The following is a 16,052-nucleotide window of genomic DNA, read 5'->3' on the forward strand; positions in this document are numbered from 1 at the left end:
AACTCGGCCAAATAGCGCTTGCAGGAAGCATCATCCGGGAAAACTTTCAAAAAGTCTATGATATTTTGTCCTTTAAATTGTGTCATTTCCTTTGATTTTTAAGGAATAAAAATATAGAATTTATATACATAACTCAAAAAATTTGTTAAAAATATGAATTTAATAAAGATCAGGCAAAGTGGAGGGAGTGAAAAGTCACTTCTCTTTTTACTGTAGTTACAATATGATGAGGTATTGTTATAAAAAAAAAAGCCTTTTTCTTGTTTTTATAATGGATTTTTCATTTAAATTTGCGGCATTACAAAAGAGAAATGAATATATCAGTATTGCATCATCACCATTTTTACACTTGCACTCAGGCGAGGTGAGCATGGTATGTTTGTAATACATCAAAATCCATATAGAGCCCGTTTGAGTGATTCAGACGGGCTTTTTTTATGTAAAAACCGTATCAGCTAATTATCCTTAAGGGGACAAAACCAAAACAATGAACAAACTAAAAATTGCTATCCAGAAAAGTGGTCGTCTCAATGAAGATTCCCTGCAAATCCTCAAAGATTGCGGAATTTCGGTGAATAACGGCATAGACCAACTCAAGGCAGAAGCCTCCGATTTTCCGATGGAGGTGCTTTTTCTTAGAAATTCAGATATTCCTCAGTACCTTATTGATGGGGTAGTTGATGTAGCTATTATTGGAGAAAATCTCCTTGTCGAGAAAGGTGGTGATATCCAAGTGGTAGAGAAGCTCGGGTTTTCGAAGTGTAGGGTATCGGTAGCTGTACCGAAAACCTTTTCTTATCAATCGGTTAAGGATTTGGACGGACTGAAAATTGCCACTTCTTATCCGAATACGGTAAACAGCTTTCTCGACGAAAAGGGAATCAAGGTCGAATTACATCAAATATCGGGTTCGGTAGAGATAGCACCCAATATCGGTCTGGCCGATGCTATAGTCGATATAGTGTCGAGTGGTAGTACGCTCTTTAAAAACAACCTAAAAGAGGTAGAAGTTATACTGAAAAGTGAGGCCGTACTAGCGGTATCTCCAGCCATTACAGACGAGAGTAATGTTTTGCTCAACAGATTATTGTTTCGCATTCAGGCGGTGCTTAAAGCCAGAAATTCGAAATATATACTGATGAATGTCCCAAATGATAAGATAGAAGAAGTAGGTAGCATACTTCCGGTATTGAAAAGTCCGACCGTTATGCCCCTTGCCGAGGAGGGATGGAGCAGTGTACATTCGGTAATCGACAAGAATAAATTCTGGGAAGTTATCGACGAACTTAAAGCGGTAGGGGCCGAGGGTATTTTGGTGTGTCCTATTGAAAAAATGGTACTTTAACAAACAGTAGTCAAGATGAATAAGATATACAATCCCCAACGCAGTACATGGCCGGAATTACTGCAAAGGCCAACTCAAACCATAGGCGATATAGAGGCTATGGTGAAGGAGATTTTTAGAGAGGTAAGAGACAAAGGAGACCGGGCGGTTGCAAAATACACCTCCTTGTTTGACGGGGTATCTCCAAAGAATGTAGCAGTGACTGCTGTCGAAATAGAAGCGGCCTCTGGTATGGTTTCCGATGAATTGAAGGAAGCCATAGCACTGGCAAAGAGCAATATAGAAAAATTTCACACCGCTCAAAAAACAGAACGAGTTACGGTTTCTACAGTACAAGGGGTGCAATGTTGGCAGGAAAAGAAACCTATCGACAAAATCGGACTGTATATTCCCGGAGGTACAGCTCCGCTGTTTTCCACAGTGCTTATGCTTGCCGTTCCGGCCGCTATTGCCGGTTGTGGAGAGATTGTGTTGTGCTCTCCCCCCGACAAACAGGGAAATATACACCCGGCCATTCTCTACACAGCCAAGTTGTGTGGAGTAGATCGCATCCTCAAGGTAGGAGGGATACAGGCCATAGCTGGAATGACCTTCGGCACCGAAAGTATTCCGCAGGTGTACAAAATATTTGGTCCGGGTAATCAGTATGTCACCGTCGCCAAACAACTGGCTACGCGATATGGTGTAGCTATCGATATGCCAGCAGGACCTTCAGAACTTCTCGTTTTGGCCGACGATAGTGCCGATACCGGTTTTGTGGCATCCGACTTGCTTTCACAAGCCGAACACGGCAAAGACAGTCAGGTGCTTTTAGTGTCTACCTCAAAAGATTTGATAGAGAGGGTAGAAGAGGAGCTGGAAGAACAAATAAAAGTCCTGCCTCGCAAAGAAATAGCCGCAGCAGCTATAGGGAATTCGAAGTTGATTTATGTAAAGGATAAAGAAACAGCCCTCGATTTGGTAAACAGCTACGGTCCGGAACACCTTATTATCTGTAGTGATGAGGAAGAGTTTTATGTGAATGCTGTTGTCAATGCCGGCTCGGTGTTTATAGGTAATTATACCCCCGAAAGTGCAGGCGACTACGCTTCGGGAACCAACCACACTCTTCCGACCAACGGATATGCCCGTAATTACAGCGGTGTAAATTTAGACAGTTTTACCAAAGCCATCACCTTTCAAAAAATTACGGAAAAAGGAATAGGGAATATAGGTAAAGCCATAGAATTGATGGCTGAAGCTGAAGGACTACAGGCGCATAAAAATGCAGTTAGCCTGAGGTTGAATCGTATAAAAGAAGGGAAGTGATGAAAGATATAAGTTTTGATATCAATGAGCTGATAAGACCTAATGTCGCCCGATTAAAGCCGTACTCTTCTGCAAGGGACGAGTTTGAAGATTTTGAGGCCGAAATGGTGTTTATCGACGCTAATGAGAATCCCTTTGAAAGTGATGTAAATCGCTATCCAGACCCGCAGCAGCGAAAACTAAAGGAGGTATTGGCAGCTCAACGAGGAGTGTCGGTAGAAAATATTCTTCTCGGCAACGGTAGCGATGAGGTGCTCGACCTTTTGTTTAGGGCCTTCTGCGAACCGGCACAGGACAACGTGATTAGCCTGCCTCCAACCTATGGGATGTACAAGGTGTTGGCAGAGATTAACAATGTAGAAAATAAGGAGGTGCTGTTGTCGTCAGATTACCAGCCCAAAGTAAAGGATATACTGGAAGTGGTAGACAAGAACACCAAGCTGTTGTTTCTGTGCTCTCCCAACAACCCTACGGGAAATTCCTTTTCAGATGAAAGTGTCACAGCATTGTTGGAGGGCTTTGGCGGACTGTTAGTAATCGACGAGGCCTATATCGATTTTTCATCTCAGGAAAGCTGGTTGCAAAGGCTAAAGGAATATCCCAATTTGGTGGTGACTCAAACTTTGTCTAAGGCCTACGGATTGGCAGGAATACGATTGGGTATCTGCTTTGCATCGCCCGAAGTCATCGCCGTACTCAACAGTATAAAACCACCCTACAACGTCAACGAGCTGACCCAGAGGCGAGCGTTGAATCGATTGAGTGATTTAGATGGTGTAAATAAGGAAGTGGCTGATATTAAATTAGAAAAAGAGATTTTATTTAAAGCATTACTTGAAGTTGGTTTTGTGTCAGAAGTATTCCCTTCCGATGCCAATTTTATACTGGCGAAAGTTGACGATGCCAATCTCAGATACCGTCAGTTACTAGACAAAGGTATAGTGGTGCGAAATCGGACTACGCAGCCTCTTTGCGAAAATTGCCTGCGCTTTACAGTGGGTACTCCTGAAGAGAATCAGAAGCTGATCAAAGAATTGAGAAGGATGCTTTGAGTCTGCAGGGGTGCAAATAAACCAGTTCTTTAATTAATTTTAAAATGTGTTTTTGTGAAAAAAGTATTGTTTATAGATCGTGATGGTACGTTGATCAAAGAGCCGGAAGACGAACAGATTGACGCCTTTGAAAAACTGGAATTCTACCCCGGGATGTTTACCTGGATGGGACGCATTGCTCGCGAATTGGATTACGAATTGGTGATGGTGACCAATCAGGACGGATTGGGAACAGATGCTTTTCCGGAAGATACCTTCTGGCCGGTACATAATCTGATTCTGAAAAGTTTGGAAAATGAAGGGATTGTCTTTGACCAAATTTTTATAGACCACAGTTTTCCCGAAGAGAACTCGCCTAACAGAAAGCCCAAAACCGGCTTACTCAGCGGGTATTTTTCAGAGGAATACGACTTGGAGAATTCGTTGGTTATTGGTGATAGGCTCACCGATGTGGAACTGGCCAAAAACCTCGGGGCCAAGGCCGTGTTTATCAACAATGACACCCAACTCGGAACAGGGGAAGTTACGACCGAAACTGAAGAGTTACAGGCTTGTATCGCTTTGGAAACCAGCAATTGGAAAGAGATATACGAATTTTTAAAATTACAGAGACGTACGGCTTCGATTGCGAGAAAAACCAATGAGACCGATATAAGTATAGATATCAATCTGGATGGTAAGGGCAAGAGCGATATCAGTACGGGTATTGCCTTTTTCGATCATATGCTCGATCAACTGGCAAGACACGGGCAGATGGATATCGTTATCCGTGTTGATGGCGATCTGGAAGTAGATGAACACCACACTATCGAAGACACGGCTATTGCTCTTGGTGAGGTATTCCGAAAGGCATTGGGAGATAAATTGGGAATAGAACGTTACGGATTCTGTCTGCCAATGGACGATTGTCTCGCACAGGTAGCTATCGATTTCGGAGGGAGAAACTGGCTGGTGTGGGAAACGGAGTTTAAACGCGAAATGATAGGTAAGATGCCGACCGAGATGTTTTATCACTTCTTTAAGTCTTTTACCGATGGAGCGGGAGCCAATCTGAATATCAAGGCTGAGGGACAGAATGAACACCACAAGATTGAGGCCATTTTTAAAGCTTTTGCCAAGGCGATCAAGATGGCAGTGAAAAGAGATGTAGAAAAAATGGTACTCCCTACCACCAAGGGAATGATCTGATCCGGTACTATGAAAAACATCGTTATCATTGATTACGGAGCGGGAAACATACAGAGTGTGAAATTTGCCGTAGAGCGATTGGGCCATCAGGCTTTGCTATCAGATGATGCACAAATCATAAAAAGTGCCGATAAGGTTATTTTTCCCGGTGTGGGAGCTGCGGGAAGTGCTATGAGTAAGCTCAGAGCTACCGGACTCGACAAATTGATCCCGGAATTGAAGCAACCGGTATTAGGTATATGTCTCGGTATGCAGCTTATGTGTAGGTATTCTGAGGAGGGAAATACTCAGGGATTGGGTATATTCGATACCGATGTACTCCGGTTTCCCGATATCGTAAAAGTGCCGCAAATAGGGTGGAATCGGATTTCTGATCTGAAATCGGATCTCTTTGACGGAATTAAAGAAGGAGAGTTTATGTACCTCGTACACAGCTATTATGTGCCCGATTGTTCGGAAGCCATTGCCCATACCTCTTATGGAACTGGATATGCTTCGGCTCTGAAAAAAGACAATTTTTATGGAGTTCAGTTCCACCCTGAAAAAAGCAGTACAGCCGGAGCAAGCGTTTTAAACAATTTTTTGGAAAGAGTTTCTTAAAGTTATAGTTATATCACATGAGAATAATACCAGCCATAGATATTATAGAAGGCAAATGTGTGCGGCTTTCAAAAGGCGATTACAGCACCAGTAAAGTGTATAATGAGAACCCTTTGGAGGTGGCCAAAGCCTTTGAGGCTCACGGCATAGAATACTTGCATCTGGTAGATCTGGACGGAGCCAAAAGCAGTCATATTGTAAATCACGAGATACTGGAGCAAATAGCTTCGAATACTGGGCTTAAGATAGATTTCGGAGGAGGACTCAAATCGGACGAAGATCTTAAAATAGCTTTTGAAAGCGGTGCCACACAGGTTACCGGTGGGAGCATAGCCGTAAAAGACAGGGAGACCTTTTTGGGGTGGATTGAGCGTTATGGAGCTGAAAGAATTATACTCGGTGCCGACGTACAACCCGGTACGGATGGAAATAAAATCGCCATCAGCGGCTGGCTCGAAAGTTCAGGAATAGACCTGTTGCCGTTTGTCGATGGTTATAACAAAGAGGGAATAGAATATGTGATATGTACCGATATCAGTAAAGACGGTATGTTAAAAGGACCTGCCTTTGATTTGTACACTGAAATATTAGCACATAACAACAACATAAAACTCATCGCTTCCGGTGGAATATCGGCCTTTGATGAACTGCCCAAACTCGCAGACTTGGGATGTGAGGGGACTATTATCGGCAAAGCTATATACGAAGGCAAGATAAGTTTGAAAGAATTGGAAAATTACATAGTAGCCTGATGTAAAGGACAACAATCGTATTAAAGCTGAAAATATATGCTGACCAAAAGAATTATACCCTGTTTGGATATCAAGAACGGGAGAACGGTAAAAGGAGTTAATTTTCTCAATCTCAGAGATGCAGGCGACCCTGTAGAGCTCGCCGCTATTTATGCGGCAGAGGGAGCAGACGAATTGGTTTTTCTCGATATTTCAGCTACTGAGGAAAAGCGAAAAACCCTATCTGATCTGGTGAGGAAGGTGGCAGAAAAAGTGGATATACCCTTTACGGTAGGAGGGGGAATTGCCTCTGTAGAGGATGTGGAAATACTATTGCAAAACGGTGCCGACAAGGTTTCGATAAATTCATCAGCGGTAAAACGCCCGGAACTGATCGACGAGCTTTCTAAGCGTTTCGGGAGTCAGTGTGTAGTTGTAGCCGTAGATGCGCGACAGCTAGAGGGGCAATGGCTGGTTCACCTCGTAGGAGGTAAAGAACCCACAGAAATCCCTTTATACGAATGGGTAAAGGAAGCAGAACAACGCGGTGCCGGTGAGATACTCTTTACTTCTATGGATCACGACGGGACAAAGAACGGTTTTGCCAATGAGGCTCTCGCTCGTATCTCGGAATTGGTCAATATCCCCGTAATCGCTTCGGGAGGTGCCGGAGAAATGCAGCATTTTGCCGATGCCTTCCTAAAAGGTAAAGCCGACGCAGCCCTCGCAGCCAGCGTGTTTCACTTTAAGGAGATAAGGCTTGTTGAATTGAAACATTTTTTAAAGACACAGGATATTGCAGTGCGATTGTAAAGCGAAGGTTTTCAGTGCCATCCTACGTTTGTAGGAACAGAACAAATGTAGAAATAAAGCCTTGTGCTTTAACAGCTCCTTTGATTCTGGAGAGAGATTGACAGTAGGGCATGCTCGCCGGACAGGCGGGTTCACTGTCTCCGGAATGACAAATTGCAAAATGTAATTGTAAAAAAATAAGATTATTATGAATATAGATTTTGAAAAAAATGACGGTCTTGTTCCGGCTGTAGTACAGGATGCCGAAACCAGGGCTGTACTGATGCTGGGGTATATGAATGAGGCTGCCTATAAAAAGACTGTGGAAAGTGGCTTGGTGACCTTCTTTAGTCGCAGTAAACAGCGTTTGTGGACCAAGGGGGAGGAGAGTGGTAATACACTGTCCCTTGTCGATATTAAAGTAGATTGCGATAGAGATACTTTATTGGTCAAGGCACGTCCGAAAGGTCCCACTTGTCACACAGGTACCGATACTTGTTGGAGCGAAGAAAACCGTCCGCATTACGGCTTTTTGTCAGATTTGGAAGCGGTGATAGCGCAGAGAAAAGAAGAGGGAGGAAAGGAGAGTTATGTAGCTTCTCTTTTTGACAAAGGAATCAACAAGATTGCTCAGAAAGTAGGAGAAGAGGCGGTTGAAGTGGTTATAGAAGCCAAAGATGAGGATGAAAATCTGTTTCTCAACGAGAGTGCCGACCTGCTTTTTCACTATCTCATACTGTTGCAAGCAAAGGGGTACACATTGAGTGATGTAGTAAAAATTCTCGAAGGTAGGCATAGGAAATAAGACTGTTTCTAAGTATCTTTAGAGGTATGAAGAAAAAGACCCGCCCGGAGAGGAAGAGAAGACGGAATATAGGTTCGGTACCCGGAACGATGACCTATACCGGAGTGCGCCCGCAAGAAGAGACCCGAATAGAACTTATCGATTACGATAGAGATCGCTGCACGCATAAGCTATTTGATCGGGTAGATGAGGTGTTGTCTTTCTGTAAAGGCCCTGGAACAAGCTGGGTGAATGTCAGCGGATTGCAGAACGTAAAGGCCATAGAAACTTTGGGTAGGCAACTCAACTGGCATCCGCTGGTGCTCGAGGGTATAGTGGATATCTATCAACGCCCCAAGGTCGACGAGTTTGAAGATTACCTCTTTGTGGTGTTCAAAATGTTGTACTATCAAGATGAAAAACTGATTATAGAGCACCTCAGTCTTGTGATGGGACAAGGCTATGTAATCACCTTTCAAGAAGAGCCACAACACGATGTTTTTGGCGATTTGCGTAAGCGGATTACAGAAAACAGAGGGCGAGTGAGAAGTGAAAAATCGGATTATCTGTTGTTTGTCTTGCTCGACGCCGTAGTAGATCATTATTTTCTGGTTGCAGAAACACTGGGGGATAAATTAGAAGATATTGAAGATCAATTATTTGAAGATAGTGCCAAACAAGATTTGAGTAAGGATATTCTGGTGCTGAAAAAAGAAATACTGCGTATGAAGCGCTCCGTATTCCCGGTGAGAGAGATTGTCAGCCGCATAGAAAAAACGAATTCAGTGCTCATCGGATCACAAGTCAAGAACTTCTATCGCGATCTCTACGATCACGCCATACAGGTGGTAGAATATATAGAGATGTATAGGGAAATGACCATGAGTTTGATGGAGATGTATATGAGTACTATAAGCAATAGGATGAACAATGTGATGAGAGTACTCACCGTAATAGCCACCATTTTTATTCCCCTTACGTTTATCGTCGGAGTATACGGAATGAATTTTGACCATATGCCCGAACTGCACGGAAAGTACAATTACTTTGTCTTACTCGGACTAATGCTGCTGATTTTTATTGGGATGTTGATCTACTTTAGAAGGAAAAAATGGTTGTAAGCTAACGACTATATACTGTATTCCACCTCTACTTCCAGCAGTTGTAGGCAATCTTTAATCGTCTCGATAACGGTGTTCATCATCCTCTTGTTCAGGGCAGACGAATTCTGTATGTATTCCCTGTATTCCTCCACGGTAAACTGACCTATAATCATGCCCTTTAGCGAATTCCTAAATTTGATGTCTTTTTGAATAGCGTTTTCGATATAGTGTTGTTTCTTTTCGGTATTCAGGGTGTAGAATACGCCTTTGTGTTTGTTAGCATAATTTCTGAAAGCCTCTACTAAGAGTTCCCTTTGCAATTTAATTACAGGCCGAAGTGTAGCGTTTTGAAAGTGTTCGTCGCTACTCATGGTGTCGTAAACAAGTGCGTTTGGGATTTCGGGACGGATGTGAAGTAAGCCTTTTGATCTGGTGTCCATAATAGCAGTTTTACTAAAGGTACTTCTTATATAGATGCTCTGGCGAAATACAACTTATAGTTGTTAACTATCTTATAAACACCCCGTTTTACGCAACCTATAGGGAATTTAACATCTTATAAGTACATATTGTGTGTGGCTTTATCTATTTTTGGATGTCAATTGCCTATAAAATGTTGTTAGGGCATGAATTTTGTCGTATTCAACCTATGAAAAAACTATTTTTTATACTTGTTTTGTTAGTGGTTGTGGGGCGTCTATCCGCTCAAGGTGATATTCCCATAAAAAGTATTCCCGTTCCGGCGGAGCGAACACCACTTCCCAAAAGCAATTCTAACGGAGAAGGAGGGGCTATTCTCAATGTGCCCGACATTATGGAATCTCCTATGCTAAATCCCTACCGGAAAAACACAAACTATTCTCTCGATCTCTCTGAGGATCAGAGCAATTTTATGCAAAAAGAACAATTTCTCAATCCGGGAGAGCGATATAATTCAAACCTAAACCGACAATTTAAAGATGTAGAAGGTGAAGATCGCAAAGGCAATTATACCACTACTGGTTATCTCGGAGATTTTAAGACGAACTCTAAAATGATAGGTATTGCCTGTAGAGATCACGAGTATGTGGATGGCGATCGGGTGCGTATCTATCTCAACGACAGTATAGTGGTGTATGATGTGATATTGGAATCCGCTTTTAAGGTTTTTAAAATACCACTGCAAACCGGCTTCAATACCATAGAATTTCAGGCTTTAAATCAGGGAAGCTCTGGTCCTAATACCGCCGAACTTCGGGTTTTTGGAGATGAAGGAGAGCTGCTTGCAGCCCAAGAATGGCTGCTGAATACTGGTGGAAAGGCCACCATGATAGTCGTTAAAGACGAAGAGGAGTAATCATAATACTTCACAATAACACAGCTTGTACAGTTTCCGTACTTTTCCATTGGTCTTTTGTTATATATTTGCTTTATGGAATTGGAATTTTCTTTTGTAGTTCCGGTGTATAACAGGCCGGAGGAATTGACGGAGCTGCTGGATAGCATAAGTTGCTTAAAGTATGAAAGATCTTTTGAGGTCGTAGTAGTAGAAGACGGCTCTACAATAAGATCGGATGAGGTGGTGAAGCGGTATTCCGACAAGATGAATATTTCTTACTTTTACAAGGATAATACCGGTCCCGGGGATTCCCGAAACTACGGCATGCGAAAAGCCAAGGGAAACTACTTTCTCATTCTGGATTCCGATTGTATTCTCCCTCCTAACTACCTTGGAGAGGTAGAGCGTGAATTAGAGGGCGATTTTGTACATTGTTTTGGAGGACCAGATACCGCTCATCCTTCTTTTTCGTCCTTGCAAAAAGCCATCAACTACGCTATGACTTCTACACTTACCACTGGAGGTATAAGAGGAAAAAAGAAAGCTGTCGGAAAATTTCAACCCAGAAGTTTTAATATGGGAATTTCTAAAGAGGCTTTTCTGCACACTGGAGGCTTTGGTAAAATACATCCTGGAGAGGATCCTGATCTCACCATCCGCCTTTGGGAAGCTGGTTATAACACACGTTTTTTTGAAGCGGCTTACGTGTATCACAAAAGGCGTATATCCTGGAAAAAGTTTTACACTCAGGTATACAAATTTGGGATGACTAGGCCCATTCTCAACCGTTGGCACCCTCAAACGGAAAAACCGGTGTATTGGCTTCCGTCGCTTTTTGTAATCGGATTGCTGTTTAGCTTGTCGGTATGTTTTTTGGGACATCCGTTTTACCTTAAATTGTATCTCATATTTTTTGGGGTAATACTTTTTGATGCTTGGTACAGCAGTGGTAGAATAAAGATCGCTTTAATGTCGGTTTTTGCCGTGCTCGTACAATTTTTCGGATACGGTTACGGATTTATAAAAAGTACCTTTTATATCAAAATATTAAAGAGAGTACCAGAAAAAGTGTTTCCCAAACTATTTTTTCAATAATTGATGAAAGAACGAGACAAGCCAAATAGATCGAAGATAAGAAGGAGTGGAAAGGCTTCGTTGTTTATGCTGTTTTTCTTTCTTTCCTCTGCCTTGTGGTTTCTTATCAAATTGCCTAACAAGTATACCACCTCGGTCACTTTTAGAGTGCATTATTCAGGGATTCCTAAAGACAAACTTCTTATAAAACCTCAGAAAACCATTGAGGTCGACCTCAGCGCAAAAGGGTTTCGCTTATTAGGGCTTAAGTATTTTAGTCAAAGCCTGAATTTGGATCTCACTGGGGTTAAGCAAAATGGGACACGATATTATCTGCTCGATACGGATGTTCAAAGGCAATTGCGAACAAGTCTTCCTTCTGAAATAAACATCTTGCAAATGGAGAGAGACACACTGTTTTTAGACCTTGCGAGTAATATTACCAAAGATATACCGGTAGTACTCAAAGCACATTTGTCGTTTGCACGCGATTATAAGATACACGACAGTCTAGTGTTGTCTCCTAAGCGCATAAAAGTATACGGCCCTGATATAGAGGTCGACAAGATAGATACACTTTATACTTCTGAGCTGGTGCTAAAGCACATAGATTCTGATATCAAACGAAAAATTCCCATAGATATTCCCGTAGAATTTAGGCATTTGCGCTTTGAACATAAAAATGTACAACTCAGTGCCGGAGTGGCTCGTTTTTCTGAACGTAGGATAGTCGTTCCTATTACAGTAACTAACCTACCGGAAGATGTAGAGGTCAGGACCTTTCCTTCTGAAATTGAAATTCGCTGTGAGGGACCTCTCGAAGAGCTTTCAAAAATAAGTCCCTCCGATTTTGTCATTGCCGGAGATTACAACAATATACTGTCCGACAGTACTCGTTACCTCACTTTAGACGTACTGCAAATGCCCAATGCTGTAAAGAGTGTCAATCTGTCGCAATGGGAGGTGGATATTTTAAAACAAGACAATACTTCGGGAAATACAGAACAAGAATAATGTTGTTTGAACCTTGTTGAAATAATACATAAAAATGATTGTTATAGGATTGACAGGAGGAATAGGCAGTGGGAAATCTACGGTAGCTCGTATGTTTTCAAAGCTTGGAGTACCGGTGTATATAGCCGATATCGAAGCGGCAAAATTAATGCGAACAGATCCGGCGATCAAATCGGCCATAGTGGCGTTGTTGGGAGAGAGTGCTTATACAGAGAATGGACCAGACAATGCCTATATTGCGAGTAAGGTTTTTACCGATAAGGAATTACTAGATGGCTTGAACGGTATTATTCATCCGGCAGTAGGTGTGCATTTTAAGCAATGGTGTACACAGCAACACACCCACTATGTCGTGAAAGAAGCTGCCGTGCTCTTTGAAAGCGGTGGCGACAGAGAATGCGATGCGGTGATACTGGTAACAGCCCCTGAAGAAACCAGAGTAAAACGAGTGATGCAACGCGATGGGGTGAGTAGGGAAAAGGTACTCCAACGAATCGACAATCAGTGGAGTGAGGCGAGGAAAGAAGTACTTTCAGACTATGTGATTGTCAATACGGATCTCGAACAAACCGAGAGAGAGGTCGGAGTATTGCATAAGGTTTTGTCAAATCTTAAAGTATAACGTTAAATATTATTTATTTTTGTTAAGGTTTGGTTAAAGACCAGGTAAACTGTATATTTAACTTTTAATTTTGCTTTGATGAGCAAGAAATTATTCGTTCTGCTGGTAGCCTTGATGAGCTTGTCCTTGATCGGAATCATTTTTGTGCAGGGATATTGGATAAAAACTGCGGTAGATGATAAAGAGGAGCAGTTTTCTACAAGCGTTATGCAGATACTGAAGTCGGTTGCAGAGAAAATCGAAAAAAGAGAGATAGAAGATTATTCCAACAGATACCTGCAACTCGTAGATAGCATAGGAGAGTTTAAGGAAGCAGAACTCCGGCAGATTTTGTTTACAGTCCGCAATGAGGAAAATAATGAGACCTTTATTTATTCTCACGGTGTTTTAGAAGAGGATTACGGAATATCTTCTACGTTCTTTGATAGCGATTCAGATTCTATCCCCATTAAAAACTTTAATAGTAAGCGAACCATCATCGTAGAGAAAGAGATAGAGATAGATGGTAAAAAGTCATATACCCCTGCGGAAAGGATAGAAAAAATCGGTGGGATGTCGGCTATAGATAAAGCGCAGTTTGAAACCTATTTTCAGTTTTATGCCAAGCGAAAACCTATTAGCGAAAGAGTATCCGATCAGGAAATTCAACTGCTTTTACAGCGGGAGCTCTCTGCGGCAGAAATTGATCTCGATTTTGAATACGGGGTATATGGCAATGGATTAGCTACCAAGGTGAGATCGAGAGGATTTTCCTTGAGTAAGAGCACAAAGTACAGGGTGCCCATTTTTTTGGATGAAGAAGGAAAAACGGATTTCGAGCTGTTGGTGACATTCCCCCAAAAAAAGAAATTCGTCGTATCGAGTATTATGGGAATGGCTGTGTTGTCTATTGTTTTTACGCTGATTATAATTATAGCCTATTCGGGAGCCATTCATCAACTGCTCCGTCAAAAGCAGATATCCGAAATTAAAACTGATTTTATCAACAATATGACGCATGAGTTTAAGACTCCGATCGCCACTATCAATCTCGCCTTGGACGCCATTCAAAACCCTAAGGTTCTCGAAAGTAGCGATAGGGTGAGTCAGTATCTGCAGATGATAAGGGATGAAAATAAGAGAATGCACGCTCAGGTAGAAAATGTATTGCGCATATCAAAATTGGAGAAAAACCAGTTAGAGATTGGCAAGGAAAATGTAGATATACACGATATAATAGAAGAAGCCATAGCACATATATCCCTAATGGTGGAAAATCGTGGAGGAAGTATTAACACGGAATTTAAAGCCGGTAGAAGTGAAGTGTTGGCCAACGAATTCCACTTTACCAATGTGTTGGTCAACATAATGGACAACGCTATAAAATACTCTCCCGATGCGCCTCAAATCGATATAAGGACAGAAACCGTAAAAAACAATATAGTGATTAAGGTACAGGATCAGGGGATGGGGATGAGCAAGGCTGTACTCAAGAGGATATTTGAAAAATTTTACCGGGAGCATACCGGGAACATACACAATGTGAAAGGGCACGGTTTGGGATTAGCCTATGTAAAGAATATTGTAGAAGATCACCAAGGAGAGGTGTATGTAGAAAGTGAAAAAGATAAAGGAAGTACCTTTTTTATAAAGTTACCTTTAATATAATTATGGATTATGGAAGCAGTAAATAAGAAGATCTTGCTGGTTGAAGACGATCCTAACTTTGGGATTGTTTTGAAAGATTATTTAGCGCTAAACAATTTTGATGTGGTTTTAGCAAAAAACGGAATGGAGGGGTTTGAAAAGTTTCGAAAGGAAAATTTTGATCTGTGCATTCTCGATGTCATGATGCCTTACAAAGACGGGTTTACCTTAGCTAAGGAGATAAGAGAAAAAAACAAGCATGTGCCGATTATTTTCCTCACTGCAAAAACCATGAAGGAAGATGTACTCAAAGGATATAAGGCAGGAGCAGACGACTATCTGAACAAACCTTTTGATTCTGAGGTATTGCTCTTTAAGATAAAAGCTATTCTTCAACGCAAGGTAAACAGTAGTCCCGACAACAATCAGTTTGAATTTCAGATTGGAAAATTTCATCTGAATTCCAAGCTGCGGTTTCTCACTTTTGAAAAAGAAGAACCCATTAAATTGTCGCCCAAGGAAAACGAATTGTTGCGCTTGTTGGCACTACACGAAAACGACTTGATGCCGAGAGAACTGGCACTGACTAAGATTTGGAGAGACGACAACTATTTTACTTCCAGAAGTATGGATGTGTATATCGCTAAACTGAGGAAGTACCTCAAGAGAGATGAAGAGGTTGAAATCCTAAACATTCACGGTGAGGGATTCCGATTGGTCATTAAAAGTAGAGCCGAATAGTTGCATTATAGAAAGCAAATTTAAGAAAGCCTGCCATTATTCGCAGGCTTTTTTTGTCGACATGCTTTCCACAGGGCGTCTTTTTCCGGTGGAGGAGCAATTAACACCATCTTTTCCTTTTTTACCGGATGGGTAAAGCGGAGTGAACGTGCGTGCAGGTGTATGCTACCATCTCGGTTGCTACGGCTGTAGCCGTATTTGAGATCTCCTTTTATAGGTGATCCTATAGCGGATAGTTGAGCGCGAATCTGATGATGTCTCCCAGTGTGTAGGTCTATCTCCAACAGAAAATAACGATCTAGTTTTTTGACAAGTCGATAGCTCAACGACGCTTTTTTTGCACCTTCTACCTGTTTTAGGTGTGCGTAAGAACGATTTTGAATTTGGTTGCGCTTCAACCAGTGTTCCAGTCTGCCTTCTGGCGGAGAAGGACACTGCTCAACAATAGTCCAATACGTTTTTTGAGCTTCTTTTTCAGCGAAGAGTTTGTTTAAGCGAGGGAGAGCCTTCGAGGTCTTTGCAAAGATGACAATACCACTTGTAGGACGGTCTAAACGATGTACCACTCCCAGGTATACATTGCCGGGTTTGTCGTATTTGTACTTGATGTATTCTTTGACCACTTCACTGAGTGGTTGGTCTCCCGTTTTATCTCCTTGAACAATATCACCGGGCCTTTTGTTGACGGCGATGATGTGGTTGTCTTCGTAGAGAACGATAAGATTGTTCCTGTCTGAGCGTATACTCATAATCT

At 41.9% G+C, this 16,052-nt stretch carries 17 protein-coding genes; 15 read left to right on the forward strand and 2 right to left on the reverse strand.

The window, feature by feature from the left end; all coding sequences use genetic code 11:
• Positions 1 to 487: 487 nt before the first annotated feature.
• The 9 genes from hisG to corA all read left to right on the forward strand — a co-directional run bounded on the left by hisG (position 488) and on the right by corA (position 8,921).
• On the forward strand, positions 488 to 1,345 hold the full coding sequence (hisG, locus tag ACYZZR_RS07285; protein WP_461533337.1) for an ATP phosphoribosyltransferase: 858 nt from the start codon (positions 488 to 490) through the stop codon (positions 1,343 to 1,345).
• Positions 1,346 to 1,360: 15 nt separating this feature from the next.
• Positions 1,361 to 2,653 (forward strand): histidinol dehydrogenase, encoded by a 1,293-nt coding sequence (gene hisD / locus ACYZZR_RS07290; protein ID WP_461533338.1) that lies wholly within the window; start codon positions 1,361 to 1,363, stop codon positions 2,651 to 2,653.
• Entirely contained in the window at positions 2,653 to 3,705 is a 1,053-nt protein-coding gene (gene hisC / locus ACYZZR_RS07295; RefSeq protein ID WP_461533339.1) for a histidinol-phosphate transaminase, read from the forward strand. The genes hisD and hisC overlap by 1 nt, the downstream gene beginning before the upstream one ends.
• Positions 3,706 to 3,759: 54 nt before the next feature.
• A complete protein-coding gene (gene hisB / locus ACYZZR_RS07300; protein ID WP_461533340.1) occupies positions 3,760 to 4,893 on the forward strand; it encodes a bifunctional histidinol-phosphatase/imidazoleglycerol-phosphate dehydratase HisB in 1,134 nt (377 codons plus the stop codon).
• A 9-nt stretch (positions 4,894 to 4,902) separates the two neighbouring features.
• Positions 4,903 to 5,493: an imidazole glycerol phosphate synthase subunit HisH gene (gene hisH / locus ACYZZR_RS07305; RefSeq protein WP_461533341.1), complete on the forward strand. Its 591-nt coding sequence runs from the start codon at positions 4,903 to 4,905 to the stop codon at positions 5,491 to 5,493.
• 17 nt (positions 5,494 to 5,510) lie between these two features.
• A complete protein-coding gene (gene hisA, locus ACYZZR_RS07310; RefSeq protein ID WP_461533342.1) occupies positions 5,511 to 6,245 on the forward strand; it encodes a 1-(5-phosphoribosyl)-5-[(5-phosphoribosylamino)methylideneamino]imidazole-4-carboxamide isomerase in 735 nt (244 codons plus the stop codon).
• Positions 6,246 to 6,281: 36 nt separating this feature from the next.
• Positions 6,282 to 7,037 (forward strand): imidazole glycerol phosphate synthase subunit HisF, encoded by a 756-nt coding sequence (hisF, locus tag ACYZZR_RS07315; RefSeq protein WP_461533343.1) that lies wholly within the window; start codon positions 6,282 to 6,284, stop codon positions 7,035 to 7,037.
• A 187-nt stretch (positions 7,038 to 7,224) separates the two neighbouring features.
• On the forward strand, positions 7,225 to 7,821 hold the full coding sequence (gene hisIE, locus ACYZZR_RS07320; RefSeq protein ID WP_461533344.1) for a bifunctional phosphoribosyl-AMP cyclohydrolase/phosphoribosyl-ATP diphosphatase HisIE: 597 nt from the start codon (positions 7,225 to 7,227) through the stop codon (positions 7,819 to 7,821).
• 26 nt (positions 7,822 to 7,847) lie between these two features.
• Positions 7,848 to 8,921, forward strand: a complete 1,074-nt coding sequence (gene corA / locus ACYZZR_RS07325) for a magnesium/cobalt transporter CorA (RefSeq protein ID WP_461533345.1) — start codon at positions 7,848 to 7,850, stop codon at positions 8,919 to 8,921.
• 8 nt (positions 8,922 to 8,929) lie between these two features.
• Here the strand turns inward: corA and ACYZZR_RS07330 are convergent, their stop codons facing one another.
• Positions 8,930 to 9,343, reverse strand: a complete 414-nt coding sequence (locus ACYZZR_RS07330) for a glyoxalase (protein WP_461533346.1) — start codon at positions 9,341 to 9,343, stop codon at positions 8,930 to 8,932.
• Between the two features lie 209 nt (positions 9,344 to 9,552).
• On the opposite strand from ACYZZR_RS07330, the gene ACYZZR_RS07335 reads away from it, so the two are divergent.
• The 6 genes from ACYZZR_RS07335 (at position 9,553) to ACYZZR_RS07360 (ending at position 15,298) form a co-directional block, all read left to right on the forward strand.
• A complete protein-coding gene (locus ACYZZR_RS07335) occupies positions 9,553 to 10,239 on the forward strand; it encodes a hypothetical protein (RefSeq protein WP_461533347.1) in 687 nt (228 codons plus the stop codon).
• A 75-nt stretch (positions 10,240 to 10,314) separates the two neighbouring features.
• Positions 10,315 to 11,316, forward strand: a complete 1,002-nt coding sequence (locus ACYZZR_RS07340) for a glycosyltransferase family 2 protein (RefSeq protein ID WP_461533348.1) — start codon at positions 10,315 to 10,317, stop codon at positions 11,314 to 11,316.
• 3 nt (positions 11,317 to 11,319) lie between these two features.
• A complete protein-coding gene (locus ACYZZR_RS07345; RefSeq protein ID WP_461533349.1) occupies positions 11,320 to 12,309 on the forward strand; it encodes a YbbR-like domain-containing protein in 990 nt (329 codons plus the stop codon).
• Between the two features lie 34 nt (positions 12,310 to 12,343).
• Positions 12,344 to 12,931 (forward strand): dephospho-CoA kinase, encoded by a 588-nt coding sequence (coaE, locus tag ACYZZR_RS07350; protein ID WP_461533350.1) that lies wholly within the window; start codon positions 12,344 to 12,346, stop codon positions 12,929 to 12,931.
• A 78-nt stretch (positions 12,932 to 13,009) separates the two neighbouring features.
• A complete protein-coding gene (locus tag ACYZZR_RS07355) occupies positions 13,010 to 14,578 on the forward strand; it encodes a sensor histidine kinase (RefSeq protein ID WP_461533351.1) in 1,569 nt (522 codons plus the stop codon).
• Positions 14,579 to 14,587: 9 nt separating this feature from the next.
• Positions 14,588 to 15,298, forward strand: coding sequence for a response regulator transcription factor (locus ACYZZR_RS07360; RefSeq protein WP_461533352.1), 711 nt, complete (start codon positions 14,588 to 14,590; stop codon positions 15,296 to 15,298).
• 20 nt (positions 15,299 to 15,318) lie between these two features.
• Here ACYZZR_RS07360 and ACYZZR_RS07365 read toward each other — a convergent pair whose 3' ends face one another.
• Positions 15,319 to 16,047: an RluA family pseudouridine synthase gene (locus tag ACYZZR_RS07365; RefSeq protein WP_461533353.1), complete on the reverse strand. Its 729-nt coding sequence runs from the start codon at positions 16,045 to 16,047 to the stop codon at positions 15,319 to 15,321.
• Positions 16,048 to 16,052: the final 5 nt, after the last annotated feature.

It is taken from the genome of Sinomicrobium sp. (assembly GCA_029266035.1).
In the GTDB taxonomy this organism is placed as follows: Bacteria; Bacteroidota; Bacteroidia; order Flavobacteriales; family Flavobacteriaceae; genus Sinomicrobium.